This window comes from Actinocrispum sp. NPDC049592 (assembly GCF_040675465.1).
Classification (GTDB): Bacteria; Actinomycetota; Actinomycetes; order Mycobacteriales; family Pseudonocardiaceae; genus Kibdelosporangium.
In genome coordinates, this window is record NZ_JBFAPA010000001.1 from 305,995 (window position 1) to 330,016 (window position 24,022).

The window sequence follows — 24,022 nt, forward strand, 5'->3', positions numbered from 1 at the left end:
ACACGAAGGTCTACCACCTCGGGGCGGTCCGGCCTGGTCAGGAAACACAGGTGTAACCCGTCAGATGGGTGCCTCCACGCCGATGCCCAGCTCGATGGCCCGCCGCACGGCGCTCTCGGCGGCGTAGAGGTCCTCGGCCGCGATGCCGAGCGACCGGAACACCGTCAGCGCGCCGGCCGAGCTGCGGCCGGACGCCTTGCCGACGAGGACCTCGCCCAGCTCGCCGCGCAGGTGCTCGGGCCGGACGTCACCGGACTCGGCCTCGACCGACTCCCGCGCGTCCGCGTAGACCTCAGCGTTGGCAACGGTTTCGTCGTCCAGCTCGCGGTCGGTGGGGATGCTCGACCCGATCGCGTTGACGTGCGCGCCCGGCTTCAGCCAGCCGAACGAGAGCACCGGGGTCTTCGAGGTCGTCGCGGTCACCACGATGTCCGCATCCCGCACGGCTTCCTCCGCCGAGGCGGCCGCCGACAACGAGAACGGAACGTCCATCCGGTCCACCAAAGCCTGCGCGGACCGGGGCGAGTACACCTTCGCCGACGCGATCTCGCGCACGAGCGGGATGGCCTGGAGGTGCGCCTCCGCCTGGACGCCCGCGCCGATGATCGCCAGGGTCGAGGCGTTCTCGTTGGCCAGCACACGGGTTGCCAACGCCGACACCGCGGCCGTGCGGATGGACGTGATCGCGGAGGCGTCGAGGATCGCGCGCGGCTCCCCCGTGACACCGTCGTACAACGCGGTGATGCCCTGGTGCGTGTCCAGGCCGCGCGATGGGTTGTCCGGCACCAGGAACAGCAGCTTGGTACCGAGCATCGGCCGGTCCCCGCCGCGGTAGACCGGCATCCACACGCTCAGCCGTCCGCCGGCGGTCGGCGGGGCGTACGCGGTGCGCAGCGGCTGTTCCACGTCTCCGGTGGCGCGGGCGGCGAGCGCCTCGGCCATCACGTCGATGCAGTCACTCATGGGCAGCGCCCGGGCCACGTCGGCCGCCGACAGGATCCTCATGACCGCCATCGAACCAGGGCCGCGCGCTTCCCTATCTAGCTATGACCCTATAGTGCTATGGAACTAGATAAATGGAGAAAGTCATGATCGAGTTCCAGCTGAGCAGCAGGTCGGCGGTGTCGCCGTACCAGCAGCTGGTCCAGCAGGTCCGGCACGCGCTGCGGCTGCGGGTACTGCGGCCGGGCGACCAGTTGCCCAAGGTCAAGGACGTGGTGGCACGGCTCGCGATCAACCCGAACACCGTGCTCAAGGCCTACCGGGAGCTCGAGCACGACGGGCTGGTGGCCGCGCGGCCGGGCGTCGGCACGTTCGTGGTCGCGACCCTGCCCGGCGTCTCGCTGGCCGCGCTCGGGCCGCTGAGCCACGAGCTGCGGCAGTGGCTGGCCAAAGCTCGCCGCGCCGGGCTCGACGAAGAGGGGATCGAGGCGTTGTTCATGACCACCTTCCGGACCGCCCCCGAGGAGGACACCGCGTGACGACGGTGCTGAGCGCCCAGGACCTGGGCAGGAGATACGGCCGCCACCGGGCGCTGGCCGGGTGCACGCTGGACGTCCCGGCCGGGCAGGTGACCGGCCTGGTCGGCCCGAACGGCGCGGGCAAGACCACGTTGCTCACCATCGCCGCCGGGATCCTGCCGCCGTCCGAGGGCCGGATCGAGGTGTGCGGCGGCGTGCCGGGCAGCGGCCCGGCACAGCTGGCCAAGGTCGGGTTCGTCGCCCAGGACACCCCGGTCTACGCGGGCCTGACGGTCGCCGAGCACCTGCGCATGGGCGCCCGGCTCAACCCGGGCTGGGACGAGGCCATGGCCCGCAAGCGGATCGAGCACCTCGGCCTGGACCCCGCGCAGCGCGCCGGGAAGCTCTCCGGCGGGCAGCGAGCCCAGCTCGCGCTGACCATCGCCATCGCCAAGCACCCGGAGCTGCTGCTGCTCGACGAGCCGGTGGCCGCGCTGGACCCGTTGGCACGCCGGGAGTTCCTGGGCGACCTGATGCAGTTCGTCGCCGAGTACGGCACGAGCGTCGTGCTGTCCTCGCACCTGATCACCGACCTGGAACGGGTCTGCGACGAGCTGGTCGTCCTGGTCGGCGGGCAGGTGCGGCTCGCCGGTGAGGTGGAGAGGCTGCTGGCCACCCACCACCGGCTGACCGGCCCGCGCCGCGAGGCCCCGCTGCCGCCCGGCCAGCACGTCGTGTCCGCCAGTCACACCGAACGGCAGACCACCCTGCTGGTGCGGACCGAGACGCCCATCATCGATCCACAGTGGACTGTGGACTCCCTCGGCCTGGAGGACCTCGTGCTGGCCTATCTGAGCCGTCCGGCCCTGGAGGTGCTGCGGTGATCTGGTTGACCTGGCGCCAGTTGCGCGCCTCCGCCGTGGCGGTCTACGCGCTGGTCGCCGCCCTGTGCGTGGCCTTCCTGGTCACCGCCAGGCCCAGCGAGCCGGTGCTCGACGGGTTGCAGGACCTGTTGTACAACCAGGGCACGATCTCGGCGGTGTACCTGCTGCCCGCGCTGATCGGCGTCTTCTGGGGTGCGCCGATGGTCGCGCGGGAGCTGGAGGCAGGCACCCACCGTCTGGTGTGGAACCAGTCGGTGACCCGGTCGCGGTGGCTGGCCACGAAACTGGCCGTCGCCGGGCTGGCCGCTGCCGCCGCGGCGGGCCTGTACAGCCTGGTCGTCACCTGGTGGACGGCGCCGGGCGAGGGGAAGGGCCTGACCATGGCCCTCAACTCCACCGGCCGCATCACGCCGTTCCTGTTCAGCGTCCGCGGCTTGGTCCCGGTCGGCTACGCGGTCTTCGCCCTCGTCCTCGGCGTGGTCATCGGGGTCCTGCTGCGGCGCACGGTGGCCGCGATGGCCGCCGCCCTGGCGATCTACATCGCCGTGCAGATCCTGATGCCGTTGTTCGTGCGACCGCACCTGATTCCCCCGGTTCAGCAGACCGTCGCCATCACGGCCGAGAACACGGTGTCCGTCGGATTCACCGGCCCGGAGGCGACGCAGGTGACCTCGATCAAAGTGCGCGAGCCCGAAGGCGCCTGGATCCTGACCGACGAAACCGTCGACGCCACCGGCGCCAAGGTCGATTCCCTGGCGGCCGGGCTCGGAAACTGCCCACCGCCGAGTCCGGGCGTGAACATGATGGACTGTTATGCGAAAGCCGCGAGCGATCATGGTTACCGGCAGCTGCTGGAATATCAGCCGGCCGGCCGGTTCTGGGCCCTGCAAACGCTGGAGACCGCGATCTTCCTGGCCCTGTCCGGCCTGCTGACCTGGCTCTGCTTCCGGCTGGTGCGCCACCGGGTGTCATGAACCAGACGAATCGCTAGCATACTGAATCGTTCACGGAATCGTGACCGAAGCCACGGCGCGGGCTCGTTGCGATGCGGATAAATGGGGTGAACGCTTGCACCAAGCCCGCGCAGTGCCGCCTGGCTGATCCGCCGTGTTCTGCGCGATGTCGGGGTTGATTTTCGAAAGAGGCGATCGCGCATGTCGACACCCACGGTGAACCCGCCGGAGTCGCAGTTGGACGACGGTTACAAACCAGGCCTGGAGGGCGTGGTCGCGTTTCGTACGCAGATCGCCGAACCGGACCGGGACGGCGGTGCGCTGCGTTACCGCGGCGTGGACATCGAGGATCTGGTCGGCCACGCCACCTTCGGCAACGTCTGGAGCCTGCTGGTGGACGGCCGGTTCGGGCCGGGGCTGCCGCCCGCCGAGCCGTTCCCGATCCCGGTGCACACCGGCAACGTCCGGGTCGACGTGCAGGCCGGGCTGGCCATGCTCGCGCCGATCTGGGGTTTCGAGCCGCTGCTGGACATCACCGACCTCGAGGCCCGCGCGCAGCTGGCCCGCGCCTCGGTGATGGCACTGTCCTATGTGGCGCAGTCCGCTCGCGGCATCCACCGGCCCGCCGTGCCGGAGACCCGGATCAACGAGGCCCGCACGATCACCGAGCGGTTCATGACCCGCTGGCGCGGTGAGCCGGATCCCGCGCACATCAAGGCGATCGACGCCTACTGGGTGTCCGCCGCCGAGCACGGCCTCAACGCGTCCACCTTCACCGCCCGCGTGATCGCGTCGACCGGTGCGGACGTGGCGGCGGCGCTGTCGGGCGCGGTCGGTGCGATGTCCGGCCCGTTGCACGGCGGCGCGCCCGCCCGGGTGCTGCCGATGATCGAGGCGGTGGAACGGGACGGCGACGCGCGCAAGTACGTCAAGGGCATCCTGGACCGGCACGAGCGGCTGATGGGCTTCGGCCACCGGGTCTACCGGGCCGAGGACCCACGGGCGCGAGTCCTGCGCCGCACCTGCCGGGAGCTGGGCGCGTCCCGGTACGAAGCCGCCGCGGCACTGGAAGAGGCCGCCCTGGCCGAGCTGCGGGAGCGCCGCCCGGACCGCGCGATCGAGACCAACGTGGAGTTCTGGGCCGCGGTGATCCTGGACTTCGCCGAGGTGCCGCCGCACATGATGCCCGCGATGTTCACCTGCGCGCGGACCGCCGGCTGGTGCGCGCACATCCTGGAGCAGAAGCAGACCGGCAAGCTGGTCCGGCCGTCCGCCAAGTACGTCGGCCCCGCGCCCCGCCGTCCCGAAGAGGTCGAGGGCTGGGACACCATTAACCACTACTGACCGGACGCACACAGGAATCTGACATGTTCCTGTGAGTGTGCGGCCCATGACAGGACGCACACTGTTCGTTCTCGCTGCCGTGTCGGCGGGCGTGACCGGTTTCGCACCGGCCGCGTCCGCCGACATCGTGCAGTTCCGCGCCGACGCGCCGGTCTTCCTGGCCAACATCGACGACGACGCCGGGGTCTGCAAGGCGCGCGCGGTGCAGGCCGCCGCCGACGCGATCCCGCGTGAGCAGGCCGACGACGAGGCGTTCAACAAGCGCCGGGAGGAGCTCGTCGAGCTGGCCAAGACCGACCCGGTCGGCGCCGAGCAACAGTTCCAGGAGCTGCAGCGGACCCACCGGTTGTCGGAGTACCAGGCCGAACGGGAGATGGCCGCCTGCAACGACGCCGCCGACACGGTCGTCAACGGACCGCAGGACGAGAAGGACCTCACCCGGCTGCACGCCTGGTCTCCTTGGGGCGCAGGGAAGATCGCCGTTCCGCCGCAGGTGCACGTGTTCGTCAAACGGCAGACCTGGGAACTGGTCAAACCTTCCACGCAGCTGTCGGCGGACGAACTCCGCCATGGCGTCACGCTGGGTGTCGAGGGCGTGGACGTCATCCGCGATACGAAGGTCTGGGACGGCAAGGTCACCCTCAAGCTGACCGTCGGCGACCAGACGTCCACAGTGGACCTTCGGGAAGCCCCTGTGGTCATGCAGAACAACACCCAACGCGTGCAGGACGTGCTGATCGCCGACCAGCGGTCGTCGGACGCGGCGTTCGACAAAGCCATGGCGGGCGCAGTGAACCAGCCACTGCACCGGGTGAACACCAGCGGCGACGACTGGATGCAGGACGTCTTCGAACCCGCGTACATGAGCATCCCGGGCAGCAGCATGCGCGTGCTGATCCCGTCGGTGAACAACTCGCGGCGGATCGGCGCGCGCACGGCGTGGACCGAGTTCGCCGGGCCGGACGTGGCCGCGATCCACGTGCCGCACGCGTTCACCCTCAACGAGCACGAAAGCCTGGACTCCATGGGGAACCTGGAGACCGTGCCGCCGCGGCCGGGGTCGCCGCTCGGGCGGATCATCGTCGGCGAAGGCGAACCTGGCGAGGGCCCGGCCCCGGAGATGCTGACTTTCCTGCGGTCCCAAGGGGTGCAGAACCCGCTCGTGCTGGACACCTCGTGGCTGGACGTGGGACACGTGGACGAGTTCATCCAGTTCCTGCCCGCGCCCGGCAGCCGGCTCGGCTGGAAGGCGGCCGTCGCCGACCCCCGGTTGGGCCTGCAGCTGCTGCGCAACGCCGGTCACCGGGACCAGATCATGCACGGTGACCTGCCGCCGCTGGAGTGGCCGTACGACCTGCACATCGAGACGCGCACGATCGGCGAGTTCCTGGCCGACGAACAGTTCGTGCGCACCAACGAGAACGCGGCCGCCAAGATCGACGCGAACGTGGCCAAGCTCGGTCTCACCGAGGCGGACATCGTCCGGGTGCCGGGGCTGTTCTCGTACAAGTCACTGGACTGGAACTTCCTCAAGCAGGACATCGACCAGATGCAGCCGGGCCCGGAGCGGGACAAGAAACTGGCCGAGCTGCACGCGATGACAACCGCGATCGCCGAGATCCCCAACGCCGTCAACGGCCTCGTCCTCAACGGTGCCGAATCCAAGAGTGCCGAATCCAAGAGTGCCGACTCCAAGAATGGCCGCTACATCGCCCCGAAACCATACGGCCCGATCATCAACGGCAAGGACATCTTCGCCGACGCGATCAGCAAAGCCTTCCAGGGCATCGGCTTGCAGGTGAAGTACGTCGACGACCTGCTGGGCGCCCACTTCTCCGGCGGCGACATCCACTGCGTCACCAACACCCTCCGCACACTCCCCACCCCCTAACCCCCGTGTCCCACATTCGTGGCCCCCGTGTCCCACGTTCAAGCACCCCGAGTTCCACATTCGTCCGGGACGAATGTGGAACACACCCTGCGCGAACGTGGGACACGGGGTACGCGAATGTGGGACACGGGGGCCGTGAGTGTGGGACACGCGGGGGTGGGGTGTAAGCCGTGTCCACCGTTCGGTGGACAGCCGGGTTCAGTCGCGCGGTCGTCCCGGTAGGCGGCCGCGCGGCTGAGTATTGGGGCATGACCGCGATACAAGTCAGGGGCTTGCGAAAGAGCTACCAGGATCACGTGGCGGTGGCCGGGATCGACCTGGAGGTCGCCCAGGGGGAGGTCTTCGCGCTGCTGGGGCCGAACGGGGCGGGCAAGACCACCACCGTGGAGATCCTGGAGGGCCACCGCGGCCGCGACGCCGGTGAGGTCGCCGTGCTCGGCCAGGACCCCGCCACCGGGACCAGCGCGTGGCGCGCGCGGCTGGGGATCGTGCTACAGACCGCGACCGACGCCGCCCAGTTGTCCGTTCTCGAAACCGTCCGGCACTTCGCCAAGTACTACCCCAGGCCCCGCAACGTCGACGACGTGATCGACCTTTGTGGACTCACCGAGAAGGCCAACGCCCGCGTCAAAAGCCTGTCCGGGGGTCAACGGCGAAGGCTCGACGTGGCGCTGGGCATCATCGGCACCCCCGACCTGGTCTTCCTGGACGAGCCGACCACCGGGTTCGACCCCGAGGCGCGCCGCCAGTTCTGGGGCCTGATCGAGAAACTCGCCGCCGACGGCACGACCGTCCTGCTCACCACGCACTACCTGGACGAGGCCGAGGCGCTGGCCAACCGGGTGGCGGTGCTGGCCCGCGGCCGGATCGTCGCCGAGGGCACGCCCGGCACGCTCGGTGGCCGCGCGACCGCCGAGGCGATCGTGCGCTGGACCGACCACAACGGCCCGCATGAGGTGCGCACGGCCACCCCGACCGCTCTGGTCCGGGAGATGTCCGGCAACGGCGAGCTCAACGGGCTCACGGTGACCCGTCCGTCCCTTGAGGACGTTTACCTCAACCTGGTGGGAGACGAGAAATGAGCACGGTGGCACTGGGTCTGGCCCGTGGCGGGATCGAGGTCAAACAGTTCTTCCGGTCCCGCGAGCAGGCGGTGTTCACGTTCGCCTTCCCGCTGCTGATCCTGACGCTGCTGGGGTCGATCTTCAACCGCGCCTACGAGGGCACCGGCGTGACGGCGGCCCAGGTGTTCACGGCCAGCATGGTCGGCGCGGGCATCATCTCCACCTCGTTCGTGAACCTGACCATCAGCGTGGCCGCCGACCGTGAGAACGGCACGCTGATGCGGCTGCGCGGCACGCCCCTCTCGGCGGTGTCCTACTTCATGGGCAAGATCGTGCTGGTCGCGGTGGCCAGCCTGGGTCAGGCGATCCTGGTGTTGGGCATCGGCGCGCTGCTCTACGACGTGCACCTGCCGACCAGCCTGGACAAGTGGCTGACGTTCGGGTGGGTGTTCGTGCTCGCCGTGGTGAGCTGTTCGATGCTGGGCATCGCCACCAGCGCGATCGCCCGTTCCGGCCAGGGCGCCGCGGCGGTGGCGAACGTGCCGTACGTGGGCCTGCAGTTCATCTCGGGCGTCTACGTCGGACCGATCACCACGCTGCCCGTGGGTATGGTCACGGTGGCGTCGTTCTTCCCGATCAAGTGGGTGTGTCAGGGGTTCCGGTCGGTGTTCCTGCCGGACGCGATGGCGAAGTGGGAGATGGCCGGGACATGGGAACTGGGCAGGACCGCGGCCGTGCTCGGCGCCTGGTCCGTCGCTGGGCTGGTGCTGTGCCTGCTGACCTTCCGGTGGACCAGCAACCGCACGTGACCGACCGGGCCTTCTGGTACTGGGACGTCTACTTCGCGGTGGTCTACCTCGCGGTGACCTACCTGATCCTGTCCCCGATCGGCCCGGACTCCGCGGCCCGCCGGTTTGGCGCGGCCGCGGCGTTCGCGGTGATCGCCCTGCTGTACGTGTTCATCGGCCGCCGCCTGCTCGTCGGCAACCACCACGACTGGCGGGCCATCACGTACGCCGCGGCGAACATCGTCCTGGTCACGGTCGCGATGTGGCTCGCGCCGGTGAGCCAGTGGTCGCTGTTCGGGGTCTCGCCGATCCTGTTCATGAGCGTGCGGCTGCTGCCGGGGATGTTCATGGTGGCCACCACCATGTTCGCCCCGGTGATCCTGACCATGGTGCAGGACGGCCCCACCCCGGCCCTGTTGCGGACGGTGCTCCCGGTGGCCGCCATCGGCACCGGGTTCTCGGTGCTGATCGGTGTCTGGATCACCCGGGTGGTCGCGCAGAGCTTCGAACGGGCCGAGCTGATCACCAGGCTGGAGGCCAGCCAGGCCGAGGTCGGGCGGCTCTCGCACGAGGCGGGCGTGACCGCCGAACGGGAACGGCTGGCCGGCGAGATCCACGACACCCTGGCGCAGGGGTTCACCAGCATCGTCACGCTGGTCCAGGCCGCCGAGTCGGAGCTGGGCCGCGACGAGGCCCAGGTCCGCAAGCACCTCTCGCTCGCGTTGCGCACGGCCCGCGAGAACCTCGCCGAGTCAAGGGCTTTGGTCGCCGCACTGGCGCCAGAGGAGCTGACCGAGAGCTCGTTGACCGACGCCATCCGCCGTCAGGCCGCCCGGTTGACCGAGGAGACCGGCGTTGCCGCGGATTTCGACGTTCAGGGCGACAAACGGCCGTTACCGACCGGCGTCGAGGTGGTGCTGCTGCGAACCGTGCAGGAGTCGTTGTCCAACGTCCGCAAGCACGCCCAGGCCTCGTCCGTCGAGATTGTACTGTCCTATCAGGACTCATCGGTGGTGCTGCTGGTGACCGACGACGGCGTGGGGTTCGACACCGCCGGGCCGGCTTCCGGCTTCGGGCTGCGGGGAATGCGGTCGCGGGTCGAGCACATCGGCGGGTCGGTGTCGGTCTCCAGTTCGCCGGGCGCGGGCACCACGGTAGAACTGGAGGTGTGGGCGTGATCCGGGTGATGCTGGTGGACGACCATCCCGTGGTGCGCGAAGGCCTGCGCGGGATGCTGGAGGCCGAGCCGGACCTGACCGTGGTCGGCGAGGCCGGGTCGGGCGCCGAGGCGGTCGCGCTCGCCCAGGCCGCCAAGCCGGACGTGATCCTGATGGACCTGCGCATGCCGGGCCTGGACGGGGCCGGCGCGACCGAGAAGATCATGGCCGCCTCCCGGGAGATCCGGGTGATCGTTCTGACCACGTACGAGTCGGACGCGGACATCCTGCGCGCGGTCGAGGCCGGCGCGGCCGGGTACCTGCTCAAGGACGCCTCGCGGACCGAGTTGGCCGGCGCCATCCGGGCCGCTACCCGCGGTGAGACCGTGCTGGCGCCGTCGGTGGCCGGCCGGCTGGTCCGCCGGATGCGTGAACCTGTGGCGCAATCGTTGTCCGCGCGCGAGGTGGAGGTGTTGCGGCTGGTCGGGCGCGGCATGACCAATGCCGAGGTCGGCGCCGCCTTGCACATCAGCGAGGCCACGGTGAAGACGCACCTGCTGCGGGTGTTCAACAAGCTCGGCGTGTCCGACCGAACGGCCGCAGTGACTACTGCGATGGAGCGTGGCCTGCTCACATAGCGGTGAGTGATAGCAGACGTCACCGCACACTGGTCTAGCGGACAAGACAGAATCTGAGCATGCTGCCTACCACTGAGCTGGCCCTGCTCCGCCGACTCGCCCACGAGCAAGCAGTCGGCCGCGCCCCCTCGTTAGTCGCCGCCGTCGTGCGTCCCGAGGGGATCGTGTGGTCTGGCGGCCGCGGTCAGGTCGACGGCGCCGTGCCGAGCGACGACACCCAGTACCGGATCGGCTCGATCACCAAGACGTTCGTGGCCACGATGGTCATGAAGCTGCGCGACGAGGGCAAGCTGGACCTGAGCGACCCGCTGGACAAGCACCTGCCCGGCACGGTCGTCGGCGACCGCACCATCGCGCAGCTGCTCTCGCACACCAGCGGCCTGACCTCCGAGTCGCCGGGCGTGTGGTGGGAGCGTTCTCCCGGCGCGGACTGGACGGCTTTGAAGGACAGCCTCGTGCCGTCGACGGTGGTGCTGCGGGCGGGCAGCCGGTTCCACTACTCCAACCCGGGGTTCGGGGTGCTGGGCGAGCTGGTCGCGCGGCTGCGGGGAGCGTCCTGGTTGGACGTTGTGGGCGCGGAACTGTTGGTACCGCTGGGGATGTCCCGCACGACGCCGATGCCGTCGGCGCCGCACGCGTTGGGCTGGGCGGTGCACCCGCATGCCGACGTGCTGCTGCCCGAGCCGGCTCCGGACGCGGGGGCGATGGCGCCCGCGGGCCAGTTGTGGTCGACGCAGAACGACATGTCCCGGTGGCTGCGGTTCATCGGCGGTGACACCGGAGACGTGCTGCGGGCCGACACGATGGCCGAGATGCGGGCTCCGGCGGTCGTGGACGACGGGGACAACTGGACGATGGGGTTCGGGCTGGGGCTGCAGCTGTTCCGCGACTCCGGGATGCGGCTGGCCGGGCACACCGGGTCGATGCCCGGGTTCGTGGCCACGGTGATGACCACGCCGGGCGGCACGGGCGCGATCGTGATGGCCAACAGCACCGCTGGTGTCGGGATTGTCGGGCTCGGGCTGGACCTGATCAAGACCGCGGATTCACTCGAACCGGTGCTTCCCACCGAGTGGAAGCCACTAACGAGCGTTAACCAGGACCTTTTGGACTTGACGGGCACCTGGCACTGGGGTCCGACCCCTTACACTCTGCGACTGCAGTCGTCCGATTGGCTGGAGTTGGTTCCAACGAACGGAGTAGGCCGCGCCTCGCGGTTCCGGCCGTCCGGCACGGACACCTGGACCGGCGTGGATGCCTACTACGCTGGGGAAACACTGCGGGTCTGCCGGGATGCGGCGGGTGCGGTGACGCATCTGGACCTGGCCACGTTCATCTTCACCCGGTTGCCGTACGCACCCGCGGGCCCGGTACCCGGAGGTGTCGACCCTCACGGCTGGCGTGGTGTCTCTTGATGCGAGACTTGTAACGTCCCGGCAACGTCGCCGTTCACCTCCTGTCTACTTCTGAGGATGCGCCATGACGCAGACAGTTGACCCGACCACGCTCCAGTTGCCGGCCGACCTCAAGCCGTCCGACGGCCGGTTCGGTTCCGGCCCGTCCAAGATCCGGCCGGAGCAGCTCGCTCACCTGGCCACCTCCGGCGCGGCGCTGATGGGGACCTCGCACCGGCAGAAGCCGGTGAAGAACCTGGTCGCGCAGATCCGGGCGGGGCTGCGGTCGCTGTTCACGTTGCCGGACGACTACGAGATCGTGCTGGGCAACGGCGGGACCACGGCGTTCTGGGACGCCGCCGCGTTCGGCCTGGTCCGGTCGAAGGCCCAGCACTTCACGTTCGGCGAGTTCTCCTCGAAGTTCGCCACGGTGACCCAGAAGGCGCCGTTCCTCGAGGACTCGATCGTGGTGAGTTCCTCGCCAGGCACCGCGCCCGCCCTGGACTACGCGGAGGGCGCCGACTTCGTCGCCTGGGCGCACAACGAGACGTCCACCGGCGTGGCCCTGCCGGTGCTGCGTCCCGCGGGTTCGGGTGACGCGCTGATCGCCATCGACGCCACCAGCGGCGCGGCCGGCCTCCCGGTCGCGGCCGCGGACTACGACGTGTACTACTTCGCGCCGCAGAAGAGCTTCGCCTCCGACGGCGGCCTGTGGATCGCCCTGATGTCCCCCGCCGCGCTCGCGCGCGTGTCGGAGATCCACAACAGCGGCCGCTGGATCCCCGAGTTCCTCTCGCTGAACACCGCGCTGGACAACTCGGTGAAGGACCAGACGTACAACACCCCCGCTCTGGCCACGTTGTTCCTGCTCAACGACCAGATCGAGTGGATGAACAGCAACGGCGGCCTGGACTGGACCGTCGCGCGGACCCTCGACTCCTCCACCCGCCTCTACACCTGGGCCGAGAAGACCGCGTACACCACCCCGTTCGTCACCGACCCGGCGCACCGTTCCCAGGTGGTCGGCACCATCGACTTCGACTCCTCGGTCGACGCGGCCTCCATCGCGAAGGCCTTGCGCGCCAACGGGATCGTTGACGTTGAGCCGTACCGCAAGCTGGGCCGCAACCAGCTGCGCGTGGCCATGTACCCCGCCATCGACCCCGAGGACGTCACCGCGTTGACGAACTGCATCGACTGGGTCGTCGAAAAGCTGAGCTGAGTTTTGGCGAAGAGGCCGTGCACCCCCGACGGTGCACGGTCTCTTCGCGACCAAACCCCACTAGAGCGTCCCCTCAGCCAAGCGCCCCTAAACGTCCAGCCCGGAGATCACCGTCCTCCAACGACATCACGCCAGAGCCTCCGTGGGTGTGAGGCGGGCGGCGCGCATGGCGGGGTAGGCGCCGGCGATGGCGCCGACGACGGCGGCCACGGCGACGCCGCCGAGGAGGGCTTCCGGGGGAATGACGGCGGGCCAGTGTTGGCTGAGGGCGTAGATGGCGGTGACGCCGACGCCGAGGACCACTCCGACGAGGCCGCCGAGGCCCGAGAGGATGACGGACTCGGCGAGGAACTGGCCGCGGATCTGGCGGCGCGTGGAGCCCAGGGCGCGGCGGAGGCCGATCTCCCTTCGGCGCTCCAACACCGAGATCACCATGGTGTTCGCCACGCCGACACCGCCGACCAACAGGGCCACGCCGCCGAGCGCGAGGAACAAGGCGCTGTAGGACTGCTGCGCAAGGCGTTGCGCCTTCAGGGCTTCCGAGGGCAGCTGCACCTCGACCTCGTTGGGGTGCTCCGGGCTCGCGGTCGCGGCGAGGACGCTGCGGACCTTCTCCACCTGGGAGTCGACGGCCCGCACGTACACGGTGCCCGGGTGGCCGCCGAAGCCGAGGTGGTCGGCCGCCGCCTGCCAGCCGACGAGGGCCGAACGTTCGATCTCCGGTGCCAGCGGCATGGCGTCGAGCACTCCGATCACGGTGAACCACTGCCCGCCGATCCACACCTGGCGCGGCGACGAAGGATCGACGGAGGTGATCCCCAATCGTTGAGCCGCGACAGAACCCAGGACCACCGTCGGGAAGCCGGCCGAGGCCTGGTCGAACCACTTTCCACTGTGGACAGTCCCGTGCAACACCGACAGCAGGGTGTTCTCCGCCGCGTACACAGCGAGCCCGGAGGTCTCGCTCGCGTCCACGTGATCATTCCGGCGAACCGAGGCGTCGACCACCCCGGTGGCCGCGGCACCCGTGACCGGCTTGATCCGCGACACCATGGGCACCGCGGACTTGGGCAGCGGCGCGTCATCCCCGAACAACGTCTTGCCCGGCTTGACAACCAGCAGGTTCGGCCCCAGAGCCGCCAACTGGTCGGCCAGTGCCTTGGACGAGGACGCGGGGATGCTCACCACGGCGATCATCGCCGCGATGCCGATCGCGATCCCCAACGCCGACAACACCGCCCGCAACGGACGAGTCCGCATCCCATGCGCACCAAGGCGAAGCACGTCACCAGGCCCGAACCGCCGCGGGGTCGGCAGTGGCTCGGCGGCTGGGCGATCCATCAACACGGTCATGCCGCCACCCCGGTGTCCAAACGCAACAGCCCGTCCCGCATCTCCACCCGCCGCGGCATGGACCCGGCGATGTCGTTGTCGTGCGTGATGACCACGACGGTGGTCCCCGCGCTGTTCAACTCCCCCAGCAGCCGCAGGATCCCCGCCCCCGTGGAGGTGTCGAGGTTTCCGGTCGGCTCGTCGGCCAGCAGGATCGCCGGGCGGTTCACGACAGCGCGGGCTATGGCCACGCGCTGCCGCTCACCACCCGAGAGTTCCGAAGGCAGGTGCCAGGCCCGTGACCCGAGCCCCACCTGCTCCAACGCACCCAACGCGATGCGCTGGCGGCGACGGGCCGACACCCCCGCGTACATCAGCCCGGTCGCCACATTGTCCACTGCGGACAGTCCCTCGGTGAGGAAGAACTGCTGGAACACGAACCCGATCCAGCGCGACCGCAACGCCGACAACCGCCGGTCGTTGAGCTGCGACACGTCGTGCCCGCGGACCTCGACCACCCCGGTCGACGGCTTGTCCAGCGTCCCCATCAGGTGCAGCAACGTGGACTTGCCCGATCCCGATGGCCCTACGATCGCCAGGATCTCCCCCTGCTCGACGAAAAGCGAGACGTCACGAAGGGCATGCACGCCACCGGGGTAGGTCTTGCCCGCGTTGCGCACCGCGAGAACCGGAGTCACGACGTGGTCACCACCTGCATGCCCGCCCGCACGTCCGGCCCGCTGATCTCCACCTTGCCGTCCGAGAACAGCCCGGTCTTCACCGCCACCAGCCGGTGCTTGTCCCCTTCGACGACCTCGACCGCGTACCCGCCCTCGGCCAGCGCGAGCAACGCCCCCACCGGCACGGCGAGCACGCCGCTGCGGCTGTCCGCGGTGAACCGGACGTCCACCGAGGTGGCGTCCGCGGCGGTGATCGCGGCCGGATCGTCCAGCGCGATCGACACGTTGATCTTGGTCTCGTCGGACTGTCCCGGCATCGGGTTGCTGTCCGGCGGGGCCTCGGCCTGTGCCGTCACCGTCCCGGTCGCGGTCTGGCCACCGACGCTGACCGATACCTTGTTGCCCACCTTGGCCATTTCCCGCTGCGAGGCCTTCACCTGCACAGTCACCCCACGGTTCACGCCGGTGTACTTGAACAGGTCGCCGCTGCCCGGGGCGCCGAGCTGAGCCGTCACCGACGAGACCCGCAGCGAGCCGGTGGTGATGATGACATCACCGACGTTGACCGTGCTGTTCTCCTCCAGCTTCAACGACTTCTGCCACTTCTTGATCGCGGCCGCGGTGGCGTTGGTGAACTTCTCGTCCGGCGTGCCGAACCCGCCGAACCCCAGCGCCTTCAGGTTCTCCTCGATCACCTTCACGTCCGGGCCGTCGGTCACCCCGGGCCCGACCGGCCGGTACAGCGGGATGTCCCCGTAGAACAGGGGAACCGGCTTGGCGTCCACTTTGTACACAACGCCGCCGCGTGAGATCACCGTTCCCGACGCGGGAAGCCAGGTGATGGTGCCCTGTTTGTGCCCGGCGAGCGAGGTTTCCGTGCCATACCCCAGCTTCCCGCTCACGCTCCGCCGGTCCGCCAGGTCGGTCTTGACGACCGGGGTCGTCTCCGCGGGTGCGGGGCCCTGCGGCGGGGCGGCCACCGAACCCGAGCTGACCCGGGTCAGCACCACGACCGTCCCCACCGCCGCGGCCACGATCACGGCCGTCCCGGCGATCACCCATCGTGCGCGGCGCCGCCGGTGCAGCCGCTGTGGTCCCGCATCGGTCACTTGCCACCGCCGGTCGTGCCACTGTCGCCGCCGTTGACGGCGGCCCGGCCGGGCATCATGTCGCCCATCCCGCATTCCTTCATGGCCTTGTCCATCTTGTCCTTGTCACCGTCGGCGCCGAGCGTGATGGCCATGCCGGGGTTGTTCGGGTCCGGGTCGGGCATGTCGACGCCGTGGTCGCGCATGCACTTGGCGATCTTGCGCTGCTTGTCCAGCTCCTCCGGGCTCAACGGCTTGGGCTTGCCACCGTTGGGCAGCAGCGACCGGCACGCCTCGTCGGCCTTCTGCATCTTGTCGCCGTCCCCCGGCCCACCCGCGGCCCTCGCCTCGATCCGGCCCTCCGGCCCCGGGTCGGGCATGTCGACGCCGTGGTCCCGCATGCACTTGGCGAAGTCGCGCATCTTGTCCTCATCGGACTTGTTGTCCGACGCCTGTGCCTGGTTCGACTGCTTGTCGCTGCCGTTCAGCGACGCGACGCCGTCGTCTCCAGAACCGTTGTTCGAGCCACAGGCCGCGAGCATCAGCAGTGCTCCAGCGACCATCGTGAGTCGTAGTCTCATGCCGGTCAGTTGTAGACATCGGGCGATTCGGACCCGCTAAGCGAAAGCGCTTATGCGGCGCTTATCCGTTCGTGCGGGACACTGGGGTCATGCGGGTTCTCGTCGTGGAAGACGAACGGTTGCTCGCCGACACCCTGGCCGAGGGGCTGCGTCGGCTGTCCATGGCCGTGGACGTCTGCTACGACGGCGCCGCCGCGCTCGAACGCGTCGGTGTGCACGGGTACGACGTGGTCGTGCTGGACCGCGACCTGCCGGAGGTGCACGGCGACGACGTGTGCCGGGCCGTGCTGGACGCGGGCGGTGAAGCGCGGGTGCTGATGCTCACCGCTGCCGGGGAAGTCACCGACCGGGTCGCGGGACTGCGCCTCGGCGCGGACGATTACCTCACCAAGCCGTTCGCGTTCGACGAGCTCGTGGCCCGGGTCCAGGCGCTGGGCCGGCGGGCCCGGCCCGCCCTGCCGCCGGTGCTCGAACGCTCCGGGGTGGTCCTCGACCTGCCCCGGCACCAGGCGTCGCGGGACGGCCGGCACCTGGCGTTGTCACCGAAGGAGTTCGCCGTGCTGGAGGTGCTGATGCGGGCCGAGGGAGCGGTGGTGAGCGCCGAGGTGCTGCTGGAGAAGGCCTGGGACGAGCACGCGGACCCGTTCACCAACGCGGTCCGCGTGGCGGTGATGACCCTGCGGCGCAAGCTCGGTGACCCTCCGGTGATCGACACGCTGCCCGGCGCCGGCTACCGGCTCGCGTGATGCGCTGGTCCGCGCGCGGCAAGATGACCGCCATGTACGGCGGGGTGTTCCTCGCCATCGGCCTGGTCCTGCTGCTGATCAACTACCTGATCGTGCTGGCCATCCTGCCCAGCCCGGCGGCGGCCGTCGCCCGGGCCGTACCGGCCCTCCCCGGCGACGCGTTCCCGCTTCCGCAGGGGAACACGACGTTGATGTACACCGCCGGGGAGATCGCCGACGACTTCCGGTCCACCACGGTCAGCACCGTGCTGTGGGCGTCCGGTGTCGCGCTGCTGATCGGCGGGGTGATCGCCACGTTCGCGTCCTGGTACATGGCCGGCCGGGTGCTCCAGCCGGTGCACACGATCACCGCGACCGCGCGGCGGCTCGGCGCGGAGAACCTGACCCGGCGGATCAACATGGACGGCCCGGACGACGAGCTCAAGGAGCTCGCCAACACGTTCGACGGCATGCTCGACCGGCTGGCGTCCGCGTTCGACAGCCAGACCCGGTTCGTCGCCAACGCCTCACACGAGCTGCGCACGCCGTTGGCCGTCCAGCGGACCCTGGTCGAGGTCGCGATGGCCGACCCCGCGGCCACCCCGGAGCTGAAGAAGCTCGGCCAGCAGCTGCTGATGACCAACGAACGCAGCGAACGGCTGATCGAGGGCCTGCTCGTGCTCGCCCGCAGCGACCGCGGCCTGCAGGGCCGGGTGGCTGTGCGGCTGGACGAGGTGGCCGAGACCGTGCTGACCTCGAGCGCGGGCCTGGCCAAGGAACACGAGGTGAGCGTGCACAAGGTGATCCGGCCGCGCACGGTGTTCGGCGACCCGGTGCTGCTGGAGCGGCTGATCACCAACCTCGTGCAGAACGCGATCCGCTACAACTACGGCGGCGGCTCCGTGCTGGTCGAGGTCGGCGGTTCACCCGCGGTGCGCGTGGTGAACACCGGGCCGGTCGTGCCGGTCGAGGCGCTGCCCGGGTTGTTCGAACCGTTCCGGCGCCTGGAACGCACGTCCACGTCCGGCGGTTCGGGTTTGGGGCTGTCGATTGTGCGTTCGGTGGTCCGCGCGCACGACGGGTCGGTCGGCGCGAGCGTGCGGGCCGAGGGCGGGCTGGACATCCGGGTCGACTTCCCGCCCGCGTACAGCGTCATGACCACCAGCAACACGATCCCGGCGAGCACGTAGCTGTCGCTGACCGCCTGCTGCCACACGCCGTCGCTCCAGCCGCCGAACTCGAACCGCCAGATCGGTGTGCTGATCGCCACCGCGGCCGCGAGCACCACAGCGAGCCCCATCCCGATCCGCCGTTCGGTGACTGCGATCCAGCCCATCACGACCAGCACCGCAACCAGCCAGACCCAGTGGTGCACCCACGAGACCGGCGACACGACCAACCCGCACAACGCCGTTACGGCCACCCCGGTGGGCAGGTTCACCCGCCGGATCACGAAGACTGTCAAGGCAAGCACGACGACCGCGACCAAGATCCACAGCGACTCGTGGGAAAGCCGCGCGAACGCCCCGCGCAACGACTGGTTGCCAACGTGTGCGGGCGGCCCGATTCGGTCCCCGGCGAACACGAGCTTCGTCCAGTACTCGGCCGAGGGCCCTGGTAGTACCACAAACGCCAACGCGGTCGCGGCGACGAAGGTCACACCGGCCCCGGCCGCCGCGCGATAGTTCTTGCGTATCAAGAAGAACAGGACGAACACGGCAGGCGTGAGCTTGATCGCCGCCGCGAGTCCCACCAGGATCCCGCGGGGTTTGCGGCTCAGGCAGTCCAGCGCGACCATCGCCATCAGCACCATGTTGATCTGCCCGTAACCGAGCGTGGAGCGCACCGGATCGCTGCCGGCGGCCAGCAGCTGGACGCCGATCGCCACCAGCGCGGGCAGCACCAGCCCGTTTTCCCGGCCCCGCAAGGCGACCAGGAAGCCGAACACCACCGCGAACAGCAACAACGTGGAGATCACTGTCAGTACAAGGAAACCGGCGCGGGCGGACAGCAAAGCCGTGGGCACGAAAGCGAGGACCGCGAACGGCGGATAGGTGAACGGCAGGTGTTCGCCACGACTGGTGGCGGGCAATACTCCATATGGGTCGTCTCCGCGCAACCACGCCAGAGTGCCCAGCCGGTAGATCTCGAAATCCAGGCCGTCCAACACCTTCAGCCCGACGATGAGCGCCACCGCGGCCAGCTCGGCCAGCACCACCAGGACGACCGTCCGCTTCCGCAGCAACCTGTTTCCCTTCTGTCGCGTCTGACAAACTACCTATTAGGGAGTGCGGATCGGCTTGGGATGCGGGAAGATCAAGGCTGGATCTCGCTGAGGCGCGGCGAGCCTCCCTCGTCAAGGAGGCGCGCCGTAATAACGTCAGTTGGGTGGGGGCCGTGTCGGCCTTCAACCAGTCAGTGAGGTGACTCAGTTCGGGAGGCTTGCGGTGCGCGCGCTCAGGGTGGTGGGACTCGGCGAGGACGGGACGACCGTCATCCTCGAGGACCCGATCCGCGGCGAGCGTTTCCAGCTGCCGGCGGACGAGCGGCTGCGAGCGGCCGCCCGTGGCGACGTCACCAGACTCGGCCAGATCGAAATCGAGCTGGAGAGCCAGATGCGCCCACGTGAAATCCAGGCCCGCATCCGCGCGGGAGAGTCGGTCGAGCAGGTCGCCGCGGCCTCCGGGCTGCCGGCCGACAAGGTCGACCGGTTCGCCTACCCGGTGCTGCTCGAGCGGTCGCGCACGGCCGACCTGGCCCAGCGGGCTCACCCGGTCCGTGAGGACGGCCCGGACGTGCAGACCCTCGGCGAGGTGGTGGCGCACGCGTTCGGCCTGCGCGGCCAGGAGTACGCCGAGGCGTCCTGGGACTCGTGGAAGGGCGAGGACGGCAAGTGGGTGGTGCAGCTGCGCTGGACCGCGGGCCGTTCGGACAACCACGCGCACTGGTCGTTCCACCCGGGTGCGCACGGCGGCACCGTGACCCCGCTCGACGACCACGCCCACGACCTGCTGGACCCCAACCCCCAGCGGTCGCTGCGGACCGTGCGCCCGGTGACGGAACTGGCCAGGCAAGCGCTTGCGGTCGAGGCTCCGGCCCGCCCGCAACCGGTCGCCCAGCCGCAGCCGCAGCCCGAGCCGGTGCACCAGCCAGAACCCGCGTACCGCCAGCCCGAGCCGGTCTACCGGCAGCCGGAACCGGTGTACGCGGAGCCGCCGGTGTACGTGCGGCCCGAGCCGCCCATGCAGCCGGTCCCGCAGCAGGCGCCGCCGCCACCCCCGGCACCGGAGCCCGAGCCTGAGCCCGTCGTGGCCCAGGAGCCCGCTCCGGCACCCGAGCCCGAGCCGGAACCCGTCCCCGAGCCCGCTCCCGCGGCCGCGACGGTGACCGAGCCGGTGCAGGAGTCGCTGGTGGAGGCGGAGGAGCCGAAGCCGGAGAAGCCGGCCCCGGCCCGCCGGGGCAAGGGCAAGAAGAATCACCCGATCGTGCCCTCCTGGGAGGACGTCTTGCTCGGCGTCCGCTCCAACCGAGGCTGAATCCCCTCGTGGGTGGTTGGGCACCACTCACGAGGGGCGATCACCTGACTGGGGCGTTGGTCCAGCCGCCGGGGACCAGGTCGATGGTCGCGGCCAGGGCCTTGAGCCGGTCCGCGCCGAAGTCCTCCAGCGGGGTGTCCACGTGCAGCTTGAAGCTGTACCCCTCGACGTCCCGCAGGATGATCTCGCCGGGGGACACCGCCGCCGCGTGACCGTTGATGACCTCGTTGGTCGTGATGCTGGGCGCCTGGGGCGTCGCGGTGATGGTGACCTGCGGGGTGCGGCCCAACGGCTCGAAGGACAGCTTCACCACGCTGGTCTCCGGCGGCGACAGCGGCACGGTGTTCTGGATCTCCAGCAGGTTCGACGGGAGCCCCGCCTCGGTGGGCGAGATGGTGAACGGCAGCTGCACGTCGGCCGAGGTGAACGCGACGCTCTCGGCGACGTGGTACACCCGGTTCCGCAGGTCGGGCTGGTCGTCCTCGATCGTGACCTGTACCCAGCGGTCCGTTCCGTACTCCATGACCAGGGTCGGCGTGGCCTCACCGGGCATCCAGAACACGCGGCGCCCCTCGATCGGCGGCTGGGCCGCCGGGAAACCGGCCGCCGCCGGATCGGGCTGGAAGCGGGTTCGCGGGTACATGCTCACCTCGCCCGTGCCGGGCCTGCCGTCCGTGCGCACCAGGCTCACGGACGCCTTGACCCGCATCACCGAGTACATCAGCGGCTTGTAGCCACCGGCCGTGCCGACCTGCAGCGGGAACGAGCGCATGTCGAACAGGGTCGGGTCGGCCAGGCCGGTCGCCGGCGGGTTCTCCCGCAGCCCGCTGACCAGGCCCGGCGCGACCAGCGCGGACAACCCCAGCACGGCCACCACGCCCACGGCCGCGACCACCAGGCGGCTGCGCCGGCGGCGCCGTCCGGTCTTCACCGCGCGGGTGACGTCGACGCCGGACCGCAGATCCGGATCCACGTCCCGCAGGGGCGCCAGCAGCCGGGCGCCGTCCTCGAAGTGGTCCATCCTCGTCACCTCCCGCCCAACAGGCTCAGATTGTGTTCACCCAGATGTTTTCGCAGGGCCGCGAGGCCATGCGAGGTCTGGGACTTCACGTTCCCGGACGAGCAGCCGAGGATGCCGGCCACGTCGGCCACCGGCAGGTCGTACAGGAACCGCAGCACCAGCACGGCCCGTTGCTTCGGAGGGACGCGGGCGAGGGCGGCGTGCAGGACCTCGGTCGTCTCCACGTCCGGCCCTGCGGGAATGGGCTGGTCAGGGGTCTCCCGTACCAGCCGGACCCGGGACAGCCAGCCGGTGCGCTGTTCGTTGAGGAACGTGCGGACCACGATCGTGCGCACGTAGGCGTCGATGTTGTCGGCGGCCTTCGCCCTGGCCCAGTGGATGTACAGGCGGGTGATCGCGTTCTGCACGATGTCGTCGGCCCGGTGGCTGTCGCCGCAGAGCAGGTAGGCGATCCTGCGCAGGGTGGGCAGCCTCGCGGTGACGTACTCGGTGTACTGCTCCTCGTCGGTCGCGCGCACGGCCCACCCCCTTCGCCCTGGAGACAGTCCCAGCAGGGCGACCGGTTGTGTGACGGTAGTCACATAGTCCACAGCCAGACTCCTTCAACATAACGACCGGGCCCGAACAGCGCCTCGCAGGCGGCCAGCAGCACGTCCTGGTGCTCATGCGGGCCCAGGACCACCGCTCCGGCGTTCCAGAACTCCAGGTCACGCTGGGCCTGGTCGCGTTCGGCCGGGCCGATGGCCGGGAGCTCGCCGGTCTTGGCAGCGTTTGCAAGCAGGGCGGAGGTGGGCGTGCGGACCGCGCCGTACTGGCCACGACCGGACCGGCCGGGGCCGACGAAGTACCCCTCGGCCAGCGGGAACCGCAGACCGCCGTCGACCTGCCAGTGCAGCGGCAGCGAGTTCTCCGAGGACGCCAACGGCACCGTCACCACGGTCTTCCCGGCGGTCACGTAGTTCTGCCAGTGGGTGAAGAACCTGGGGGTGTCGGGACGGGTGACGACGTCCTTGGGGATCGGCACGATCGGCAGCAAGGCGGCGGTGAGCGCGCCGAACCACAACAGCCGCAGCGGCACGTGGGTGGCGTGCGCGGCCAGTGTCAAGATCCGTTCAGACCCCATGGCCAGCAGGATCCCGATCACCGGGACACAGGCCATGGACAGCCGCGAACCGATCACCGAGTCGTACAACGGCAGCTTCGACACGACCAGCCAGGGCAACGGGATCCAGGTGTGCACGCCCGCAACGGTCAGCTCCCAGCCCAGGGACAGCACGGCCAGCACAGCGGCGGTGATCGTGAGCGCCCGTGCGGCCGCCACCCGCCACAGCCAGATTCCCAGCACCACCACCAGAATCACCAGCGGCCAGCCGAGATACGCGTTCACCTCGGTCGGGTTGGCCGTGAACTCATCCGGCACAACGAAAGCGGCGAGGTCGTTGCGCGCGGGCCCGTGTTCCATTCGGGAATAGCTCTGCGGCCCGAAGAACTGCATCCACAGCGGATAGGCGACCAACGGCAGCGCGACCAGAGCGGCCACGCCCAATCCGCGGAACAACTCCCTGGTGAACACCTCACGCCGGACCAGACCGTAGACGAGCAAAGCGGTTCCCGCGATCAGCAACGGCTCCTCACCCAGGAAAACCTGGTACGCCAGCAGAAACCCGAGCACGATCCCGCTGCCGCCGTGCCGGATCCGGATGAGCTGAGCGATGATCAGCGGTAGCACGAACAACGAGACGAAGTTCGGATGCGACCAGCCGTGCGAGACCATCGGGGGTGCGAACGCGCAGAACGCGCCGCCGATCACCGCGCCGGCGCGAGAAGTCGTTATATGCCGGGAAATCAGCCAGTACCAGGCGAATGCGCTGCCCGCGGTACCACCGGTGAGCACGAGCGCCCAGGTGAACGTCGGACCGAACAGCCAGGTGACCGGCGCGAGCGGAATGCCCAGGCCGAGCACCGAGGTGTTGGCCATCATGTTCACCCCGGCCGGGCTGTTCTGCAGTGTGCTGAACAACACGTCCCGCGGTGATTTCGCGGCCACCGCGAAGAACCACTCGAACAGGTTCTGGTCGTAGCCGTTACGCAGGTACGCGTGCCGCAAGTCTGTCCACAACAGACAGTAGAGCAGCAGCGCGGCCAGCACGTAGCCACCGGCCACCAGCGCGTCGGTCCGCGCCGTTCGCTTTGTCCCCCTGGTCAGCACCATCACGCCCGAAGGACACGGGCGTGCGCGCGGATGGTTGCAATCAGCGCGAAAT

The 24,022-nt window shown here is 69.6% G+C and carries 22 protein-coding genes and 1 pseudogene; 14 read left to right on the forward strand and 9 right to left on the reverse strand.

What is annotated here, in order from left to right; translation table 11 throughout:
• Nucleotides 1-60 precede the first annotated feature (60 nt).
• On the reverse strand, nucleotides 61-1,005 hold the full coding sequence (locus AB0J95_RS01430; RefSeq protein WP_364750730.1) for an ornithine cyclodeaminase family protein: 945 nt from the start codon (nucleotides 1,003-1,005) through the stop codon (nucleotides 61-63).
• Between the two features lie 83 nt (nucleotides 1,006-1,088).
• On the opposite strand from AB0J95_RS01430, the gene AB0J95_RS01435 reads away from it, so the two are divergent.
• The 11 genes from AB0J95_RS01435 (at nucleotide 1,089) to serC (ending at nucleotide 12,795) form a co-directional block, all read left to right on the forward strand.
• The gene (locus AB0J95_RS01435) at nucleotides 1,089-1,481 is read left to right on the forward strand and encodes a GntR family transcriptional regulator (RefSeq protein ID WP_364750732.1); all 393 of its coding nucleotides are present in this window, start codon (nucleotides 1,089-1,091) and stop codon (nucleotides 1,479-1,481) included.
• A complete protein-coding gene (locus tag AB0J95_RS01440) occupies nucleotides 1,478-2,344 on the forward strand; it encodes an ABC transporter ATP-binding protein (protein WP_364750735.1) in 867 nt (288 codons plus the stop codon). The genes AB0J95_RS01435 and AB0J95_RS01440 overlap by 4 nt, the downstream gene beginning before the upstream one ends.
• Nucleotides 2,341-3,318, forward strand: a complete 978-nt coding sequence (locus tag AB0J95_RS01445; protein ID WP_364750738.1) for an ABC transporter permease subunit — start codon at nucleotides 2,341-2,343, stop codon at nucleotides 3,316-3,318. The genes AB0J95_RS01440 and AB0J95_RS01445 overlap by 4 nt, the downstream gene beginning before the upstream one ends.
• 180 nt (nucleotides 3,319-3,498) lie before the next feature.
• A complete protein-coding gene (locus AB0J95_RS01450) occupies nucleotides 3,499-4,641 on the forward strand; it encodes a citrate synthase 2 (RefSeq protein ID WP_364750741.1) in 1,143 nt (380 codons plus the stop codon).
• Between the two features lie 46 nt (nucleotides 4,642-4,687).
• Complete coding sequence (locus AB0J95_RS01455; RefSeq protein WP_364750744.1) at nucleotides 4,688-6,532, forward strand: protein-arginine deiminase family protein; 1,845 nt, start codon at nucleotides 4,688-4,690, stop codon at nucleotides 6,530-6,532.
• A 248-nt stretch (nucleotides 6,533-6,780) separates the two neighbouring features.
• Nucleotides 6,781-7,614 carry an ABC transporter ATP-binding protein gene (locus AB0J95_RS01460; RefSeq protein WP_364750747.1) on the forward strand — a complete coding sequence of 278 codons (834 nt, stop codon included), beginning with the start codon at nucleotides 6,781-6,783 and terminating at the stop codon, nucleotides 7,612-7,614.
• On the forward strand, nucleotides 7,611-8,405 hold the full coding sequence (locus AB0J95_RS01465; RefSeq protein WP_364750749.1) for an ABC transporter permease: 795 nt from the start codon (nucleotides 7,611-7,613) through the stop codon (nucleotides 8,403-8,405). Before AB0J95_RS01460 ends, AB0J95_RS01465 begins: the two co-directional genes overlap by 4 nt.
• Nucleotides 8,366-9,562, forward strand: coding sequence for a sensor histidine kinase (locus AB0J95_RS01470; RefSeq protein WP_364750751.1), 1,197 nt, complete (start codon nucleotides 8,366-8,368; stop codon nucleotides 9,560-9,562). The genes AB0J95_RS01465 and AB0J95_RS01470 overlap by 40 nt, the downstream gene beginning before the upstream one ends.
• The gene (locus AB0J95_RS01475; protein ID WP_364750754.1) at nucleotides 9,559-10,179 is read left to right on the forward strand and encodes a response regulator transcription factor; all 621 of its coding nucleotides are present in this window, start codon (nucleotides 9,559-9,561) and stop codon (nucleotides 10,177-10,179) included. The genes AB0J95_RS01470 and AB0J95_RS01475 overlap by 4 nt, the downstream gene beginning before the upstream one ends.
• A 59-nt stretch (nucleotides 10,180-10,238) precedes the next feature.
• The gene (locus tag AB0J95_RS01480; RefSeq protein WP_364750757.1) at nucleotides 10,239-11,594 is read left to right on the forward strand and encodes a serine hydrolase domain-containing protein; all 1,356 of its coding nucleotides are present in this window, start codon (nucleotides 10,239-10,241) and stop codon (nucleotides 11,592-11,594) included.
• A gap of 64 nt (nucleotides 11,595-11,658) precedes the next feature.
• The gene (serC, locus tag AB0J95_RS01485) at nucleotides 11,659-12,795 is read left to right on the forward strand and encodes a phosphoserine transaminase (protein ID WP_364750759.1); all 1,137 of its coding nucleotides are present in this window, start codon (nucleotides 11,659-11,661) and stop codon (nucleotides 12,793-12,795) included.
• A 126-nt stretch (nucleotides 12,796-12,921) separates the two neighbouring features.
• On the opposite strand, the gene AB0J95_RS01490 is transcribed toward serC, so the two are convergent.
• From AB0J95_RS01490 to AB0J95_RS01505, 4 genes are read right to left on the reverse strand one after another with little or no spacing between them, the layout of a single operon-like run.
• Nucleotides 12,922-14,136, reverse strand: a complete 1,215-nt coding sequence (locus tag AB0J95_RS01490) for an ABC transporter permease (protein ID WP_364753386.1) — start codon at nucleotides 14,134-14,136, stop codon at nucleotides 12,922-12,924.
• A gap of 8 nt (nucleotides 14,137-14,144) precedes the next feature.
• Nucleotides 14,145-14,825, reverse strand: a complete 681-nt coding sequence (locus tag AB0J95_RS01495; protein ID WP_364750762.1) for an ABC transporter ATP-binding protein — start codon at nucleotides 14,823-14,825, stop codon at nucleotides 14,145-14,147.
• Nucleotides 14,822-15,916: a peptidoglycan-binding protein gene (locus tag AB0J95_RS01500; protein WP_364750765.1), complete on the reverse strand. Its 1,095-nt coding sequence runs from the start codon at nucleotides 15,914-15,916 to the stop codon at nucleotides 14,822-14,824. The genes AB0J95_RS01495 and AB0J95_RS01500 overlap by 4 nt, the downstream gene beginning before the upstream one ends.
• Entirely contained in the window at nucleotides 15,913-16,476 is a 564-nt protein-coding gene (locus AB0J95_RS01505) for a hypothetical protein (protein WP_364750768.1), read from the reverse strand. The genes AB0J95_RS01500 and AB0J95_RS01505 overlap by 4 nt, the downstream gene beginning before the upstream one ends.
• Nucleotides 16,477-16,565: 89 nt before the next feature.
• Between AB0J95_RS01505 and AB0J95_RS01510 the strand changes: the two genes are divergently transcribed.
• Together AB0J95_RS01510 and AB0J95_RS01515 are read left to right on the forward strand one after the other, a co-directional pair.
• On the forward strand, nucleotides 16,566-17,222 hold the full coding sequence (locus tag AB0J95_RS01510) for a response regulator transcription factor (RefSeq protein ID WP_364750770.1): 657 nt from the start codon (nucleotides 16,566-16,568) through the stop codon (nucleotides 17,220-17,222).
• Nucleotides 17,219-18,391, forward strand: coding sequence for an ATP-binding protein (locus AB0J95_RS01515; protein ID WP_364750772.1), 1,173 nt, complete (start codon nucleotides 17,219-17,221; stop codon nucleotides 18,389-18,391). The genes AB0J95_RS01510 and AB0J95_RS01515 overlap by 4 nt, the downstream gene beginning before the upstream one ends.
• A gap of 206 nt (nucleotides 18,392-18,597) precedes the next feature.
• Here the strand turns inward: AB0J95_RS01515 and AB0J95_RS01520 are convergent.
• A pseudogene (locus tag AB0J95_RS01520) lies at nucleotides 18,598-19,419 on the reverse strand (glycosyltransferase 87 family protein); the annotation flags it as partial.
• A 229-nt stretch (nucleotides 19,420-19,648) separates the two neighbouring features.
• On the opposite strand from AB0J95_RS01520, the gene sepH reads away from it, so the two are divergent.
• Nucleotides 19,649-20,737, forward strand: coding sequence for a septation protein SepH (sepH, locus tag AB0J95_RS01525; RefSeq protein ID WP_364750775.1), 1,089 nt, complete (start codon nucleotides 19,649-19,651; stop codon nucleotides 20,735-20,737).
• 40 nt (nucleotides 20,738-20,777) lie between these two features.
• On the opposite strand, the gene AB0J95_RS01530 is transcribed toward sepH, so the two are convergent.
• Genes AB0J95_RS01530 through AB0J95_RS01540 form a run of 3 tightly spaced genes read right to left on the reverse strand, consistent with a single transcriptional unit; the run spans nucleotide 20,778 to nucleotide 23,970 of the window.
• Complete coding sequence (locus AB0J95_RS01530) at nucleotides 20,778-21,758, reverse strand: hypothetical protein (RefSeq protein WP_364750778.1); 981 nt, start codon at nucleotides 21,756-21,758, stop codon at nucleotides 20,778-20,780.
• A 5-nt stretch (nucleotides 21,759-21,763) separates the two neighbouring features.
• The gene (locus AB0J95_RS01535) at nucleotides 21,764-22,348 is read right to left on the reverse strand and encodes a SigE family RNA polymerase sigma factor (RefSeq protein WP_364750781.1); all 585 of its coding nucleotides are present in this window, start codon (nucleotides 22,346-22,348) and stop codon (nucleotides 21,764-21,766) included.
• Complete coding sequence (locus AB0J95_RS01540) at nucleotides 22,336-23,970, reverse strand: glycosyl transferase (RefSeq protein ID WP_364753388.1); 1,635 nt, start codon at nucleotides 23,968-23,970, stop codon at nucleotides 22,336-22,338. Before AB0J95_RS01540 ends, AB0J95_RS01535 begins: the two co-directional genes overlap by 13 nt.
• Between the last annotated feature and the right edge of the window lie 52 nt (nucleotides 23,971-24,022).

Coding starts and splice junctions, on each gene's coding strand:
- AB0J95_RS01465 (WP_364750749.1), top strand. CDS start 7,611: ATGAGCACGGTGGCACTGGGTCTGGCCCGTGGCGGGATCGAGGTCAAA.
- AB0J95_RS01530 (WP_364750778.1), bottom strand. CDS start 21,758: ATGGACCACTTCGAGGACGGCGCCCGGCTGCTGGCGCCCCTGCGGGAC.
- AB0J95_RS01480 (WP_364750757.1), top strand. CDS start 10,239: ATGCTGCCTACCACTGAGCTGGCCCTGCTCCGCCGACTCGCCCACGAG.
- AB0J95_RS01510 (WP_364750770.1), top strand. CDS start 16,566: ATGCGGGTTCTCGTCGTGGAAGACGAACGGTTGCTCGCCGACACCCTG.
- AB0J95_RS01435 (WP_364750732.1), top strand. CDS start 1,089: ATGATCGAGTTCCAGCTGAGCAGCAGGTCGGCGGTGTCGCCGTACCAG.
- AB0J95_RS01450 (WP_364750741.1), top strand. CDS start 3,499: ATGTCGACACCCACGGTGAACCCGCCGGAGTCGCAGTTGGACGACGGT.
- AB0J95_RS01490 (WP_364753386.1), bottom strand. CDS start 14,136: ATGGATCGCCCAGCCGCCGAGCCACTGCCGACCCCGCGGCGGTTCGGG.
- AB0J95_RS01430 (WP_364750730.1), bottom strand. CDS start 1,005: ATGAGGATCCTGTCGGCGGCCGACGTGGCCCGGGCGCTGCCCATGAGT.
- AB0J95_RS01505 (WP_364750768.1), bottom strand. CDS start 16,476: ATGAGACTACGACTCACGATGGTCGCTGGAGCACTGCTGATGCTCGCG.
- AB0J95_RS01455 (WP_364750744.1), top strand. CDS start 4,688: ATGACAGGACGCACACTGTTCGTTCTCGCTGCCGTGTCGGCGGGCGTG.
- AB0J95_RS01460 (WP_364750747.1), top strand. CDS start 6,781: ATGACCGCGATACAAGTCAGGGGCTTGCGAAAGAGCTACCAGGATCAC.
- serC (WP_364750759.1), top strand. CDS start 11,659: ATGACGCAGACAGTTGACCCGACCACGCTCCAGTTGCCGGCCGACCTC.
- AB0J95_RS01540 (WP_364753388.1), bottom strand. CDS start 23,970: ATGGTGCTGACCAGGGGGACAAAGCGAACGGCGCGGACCGACGCGCTG.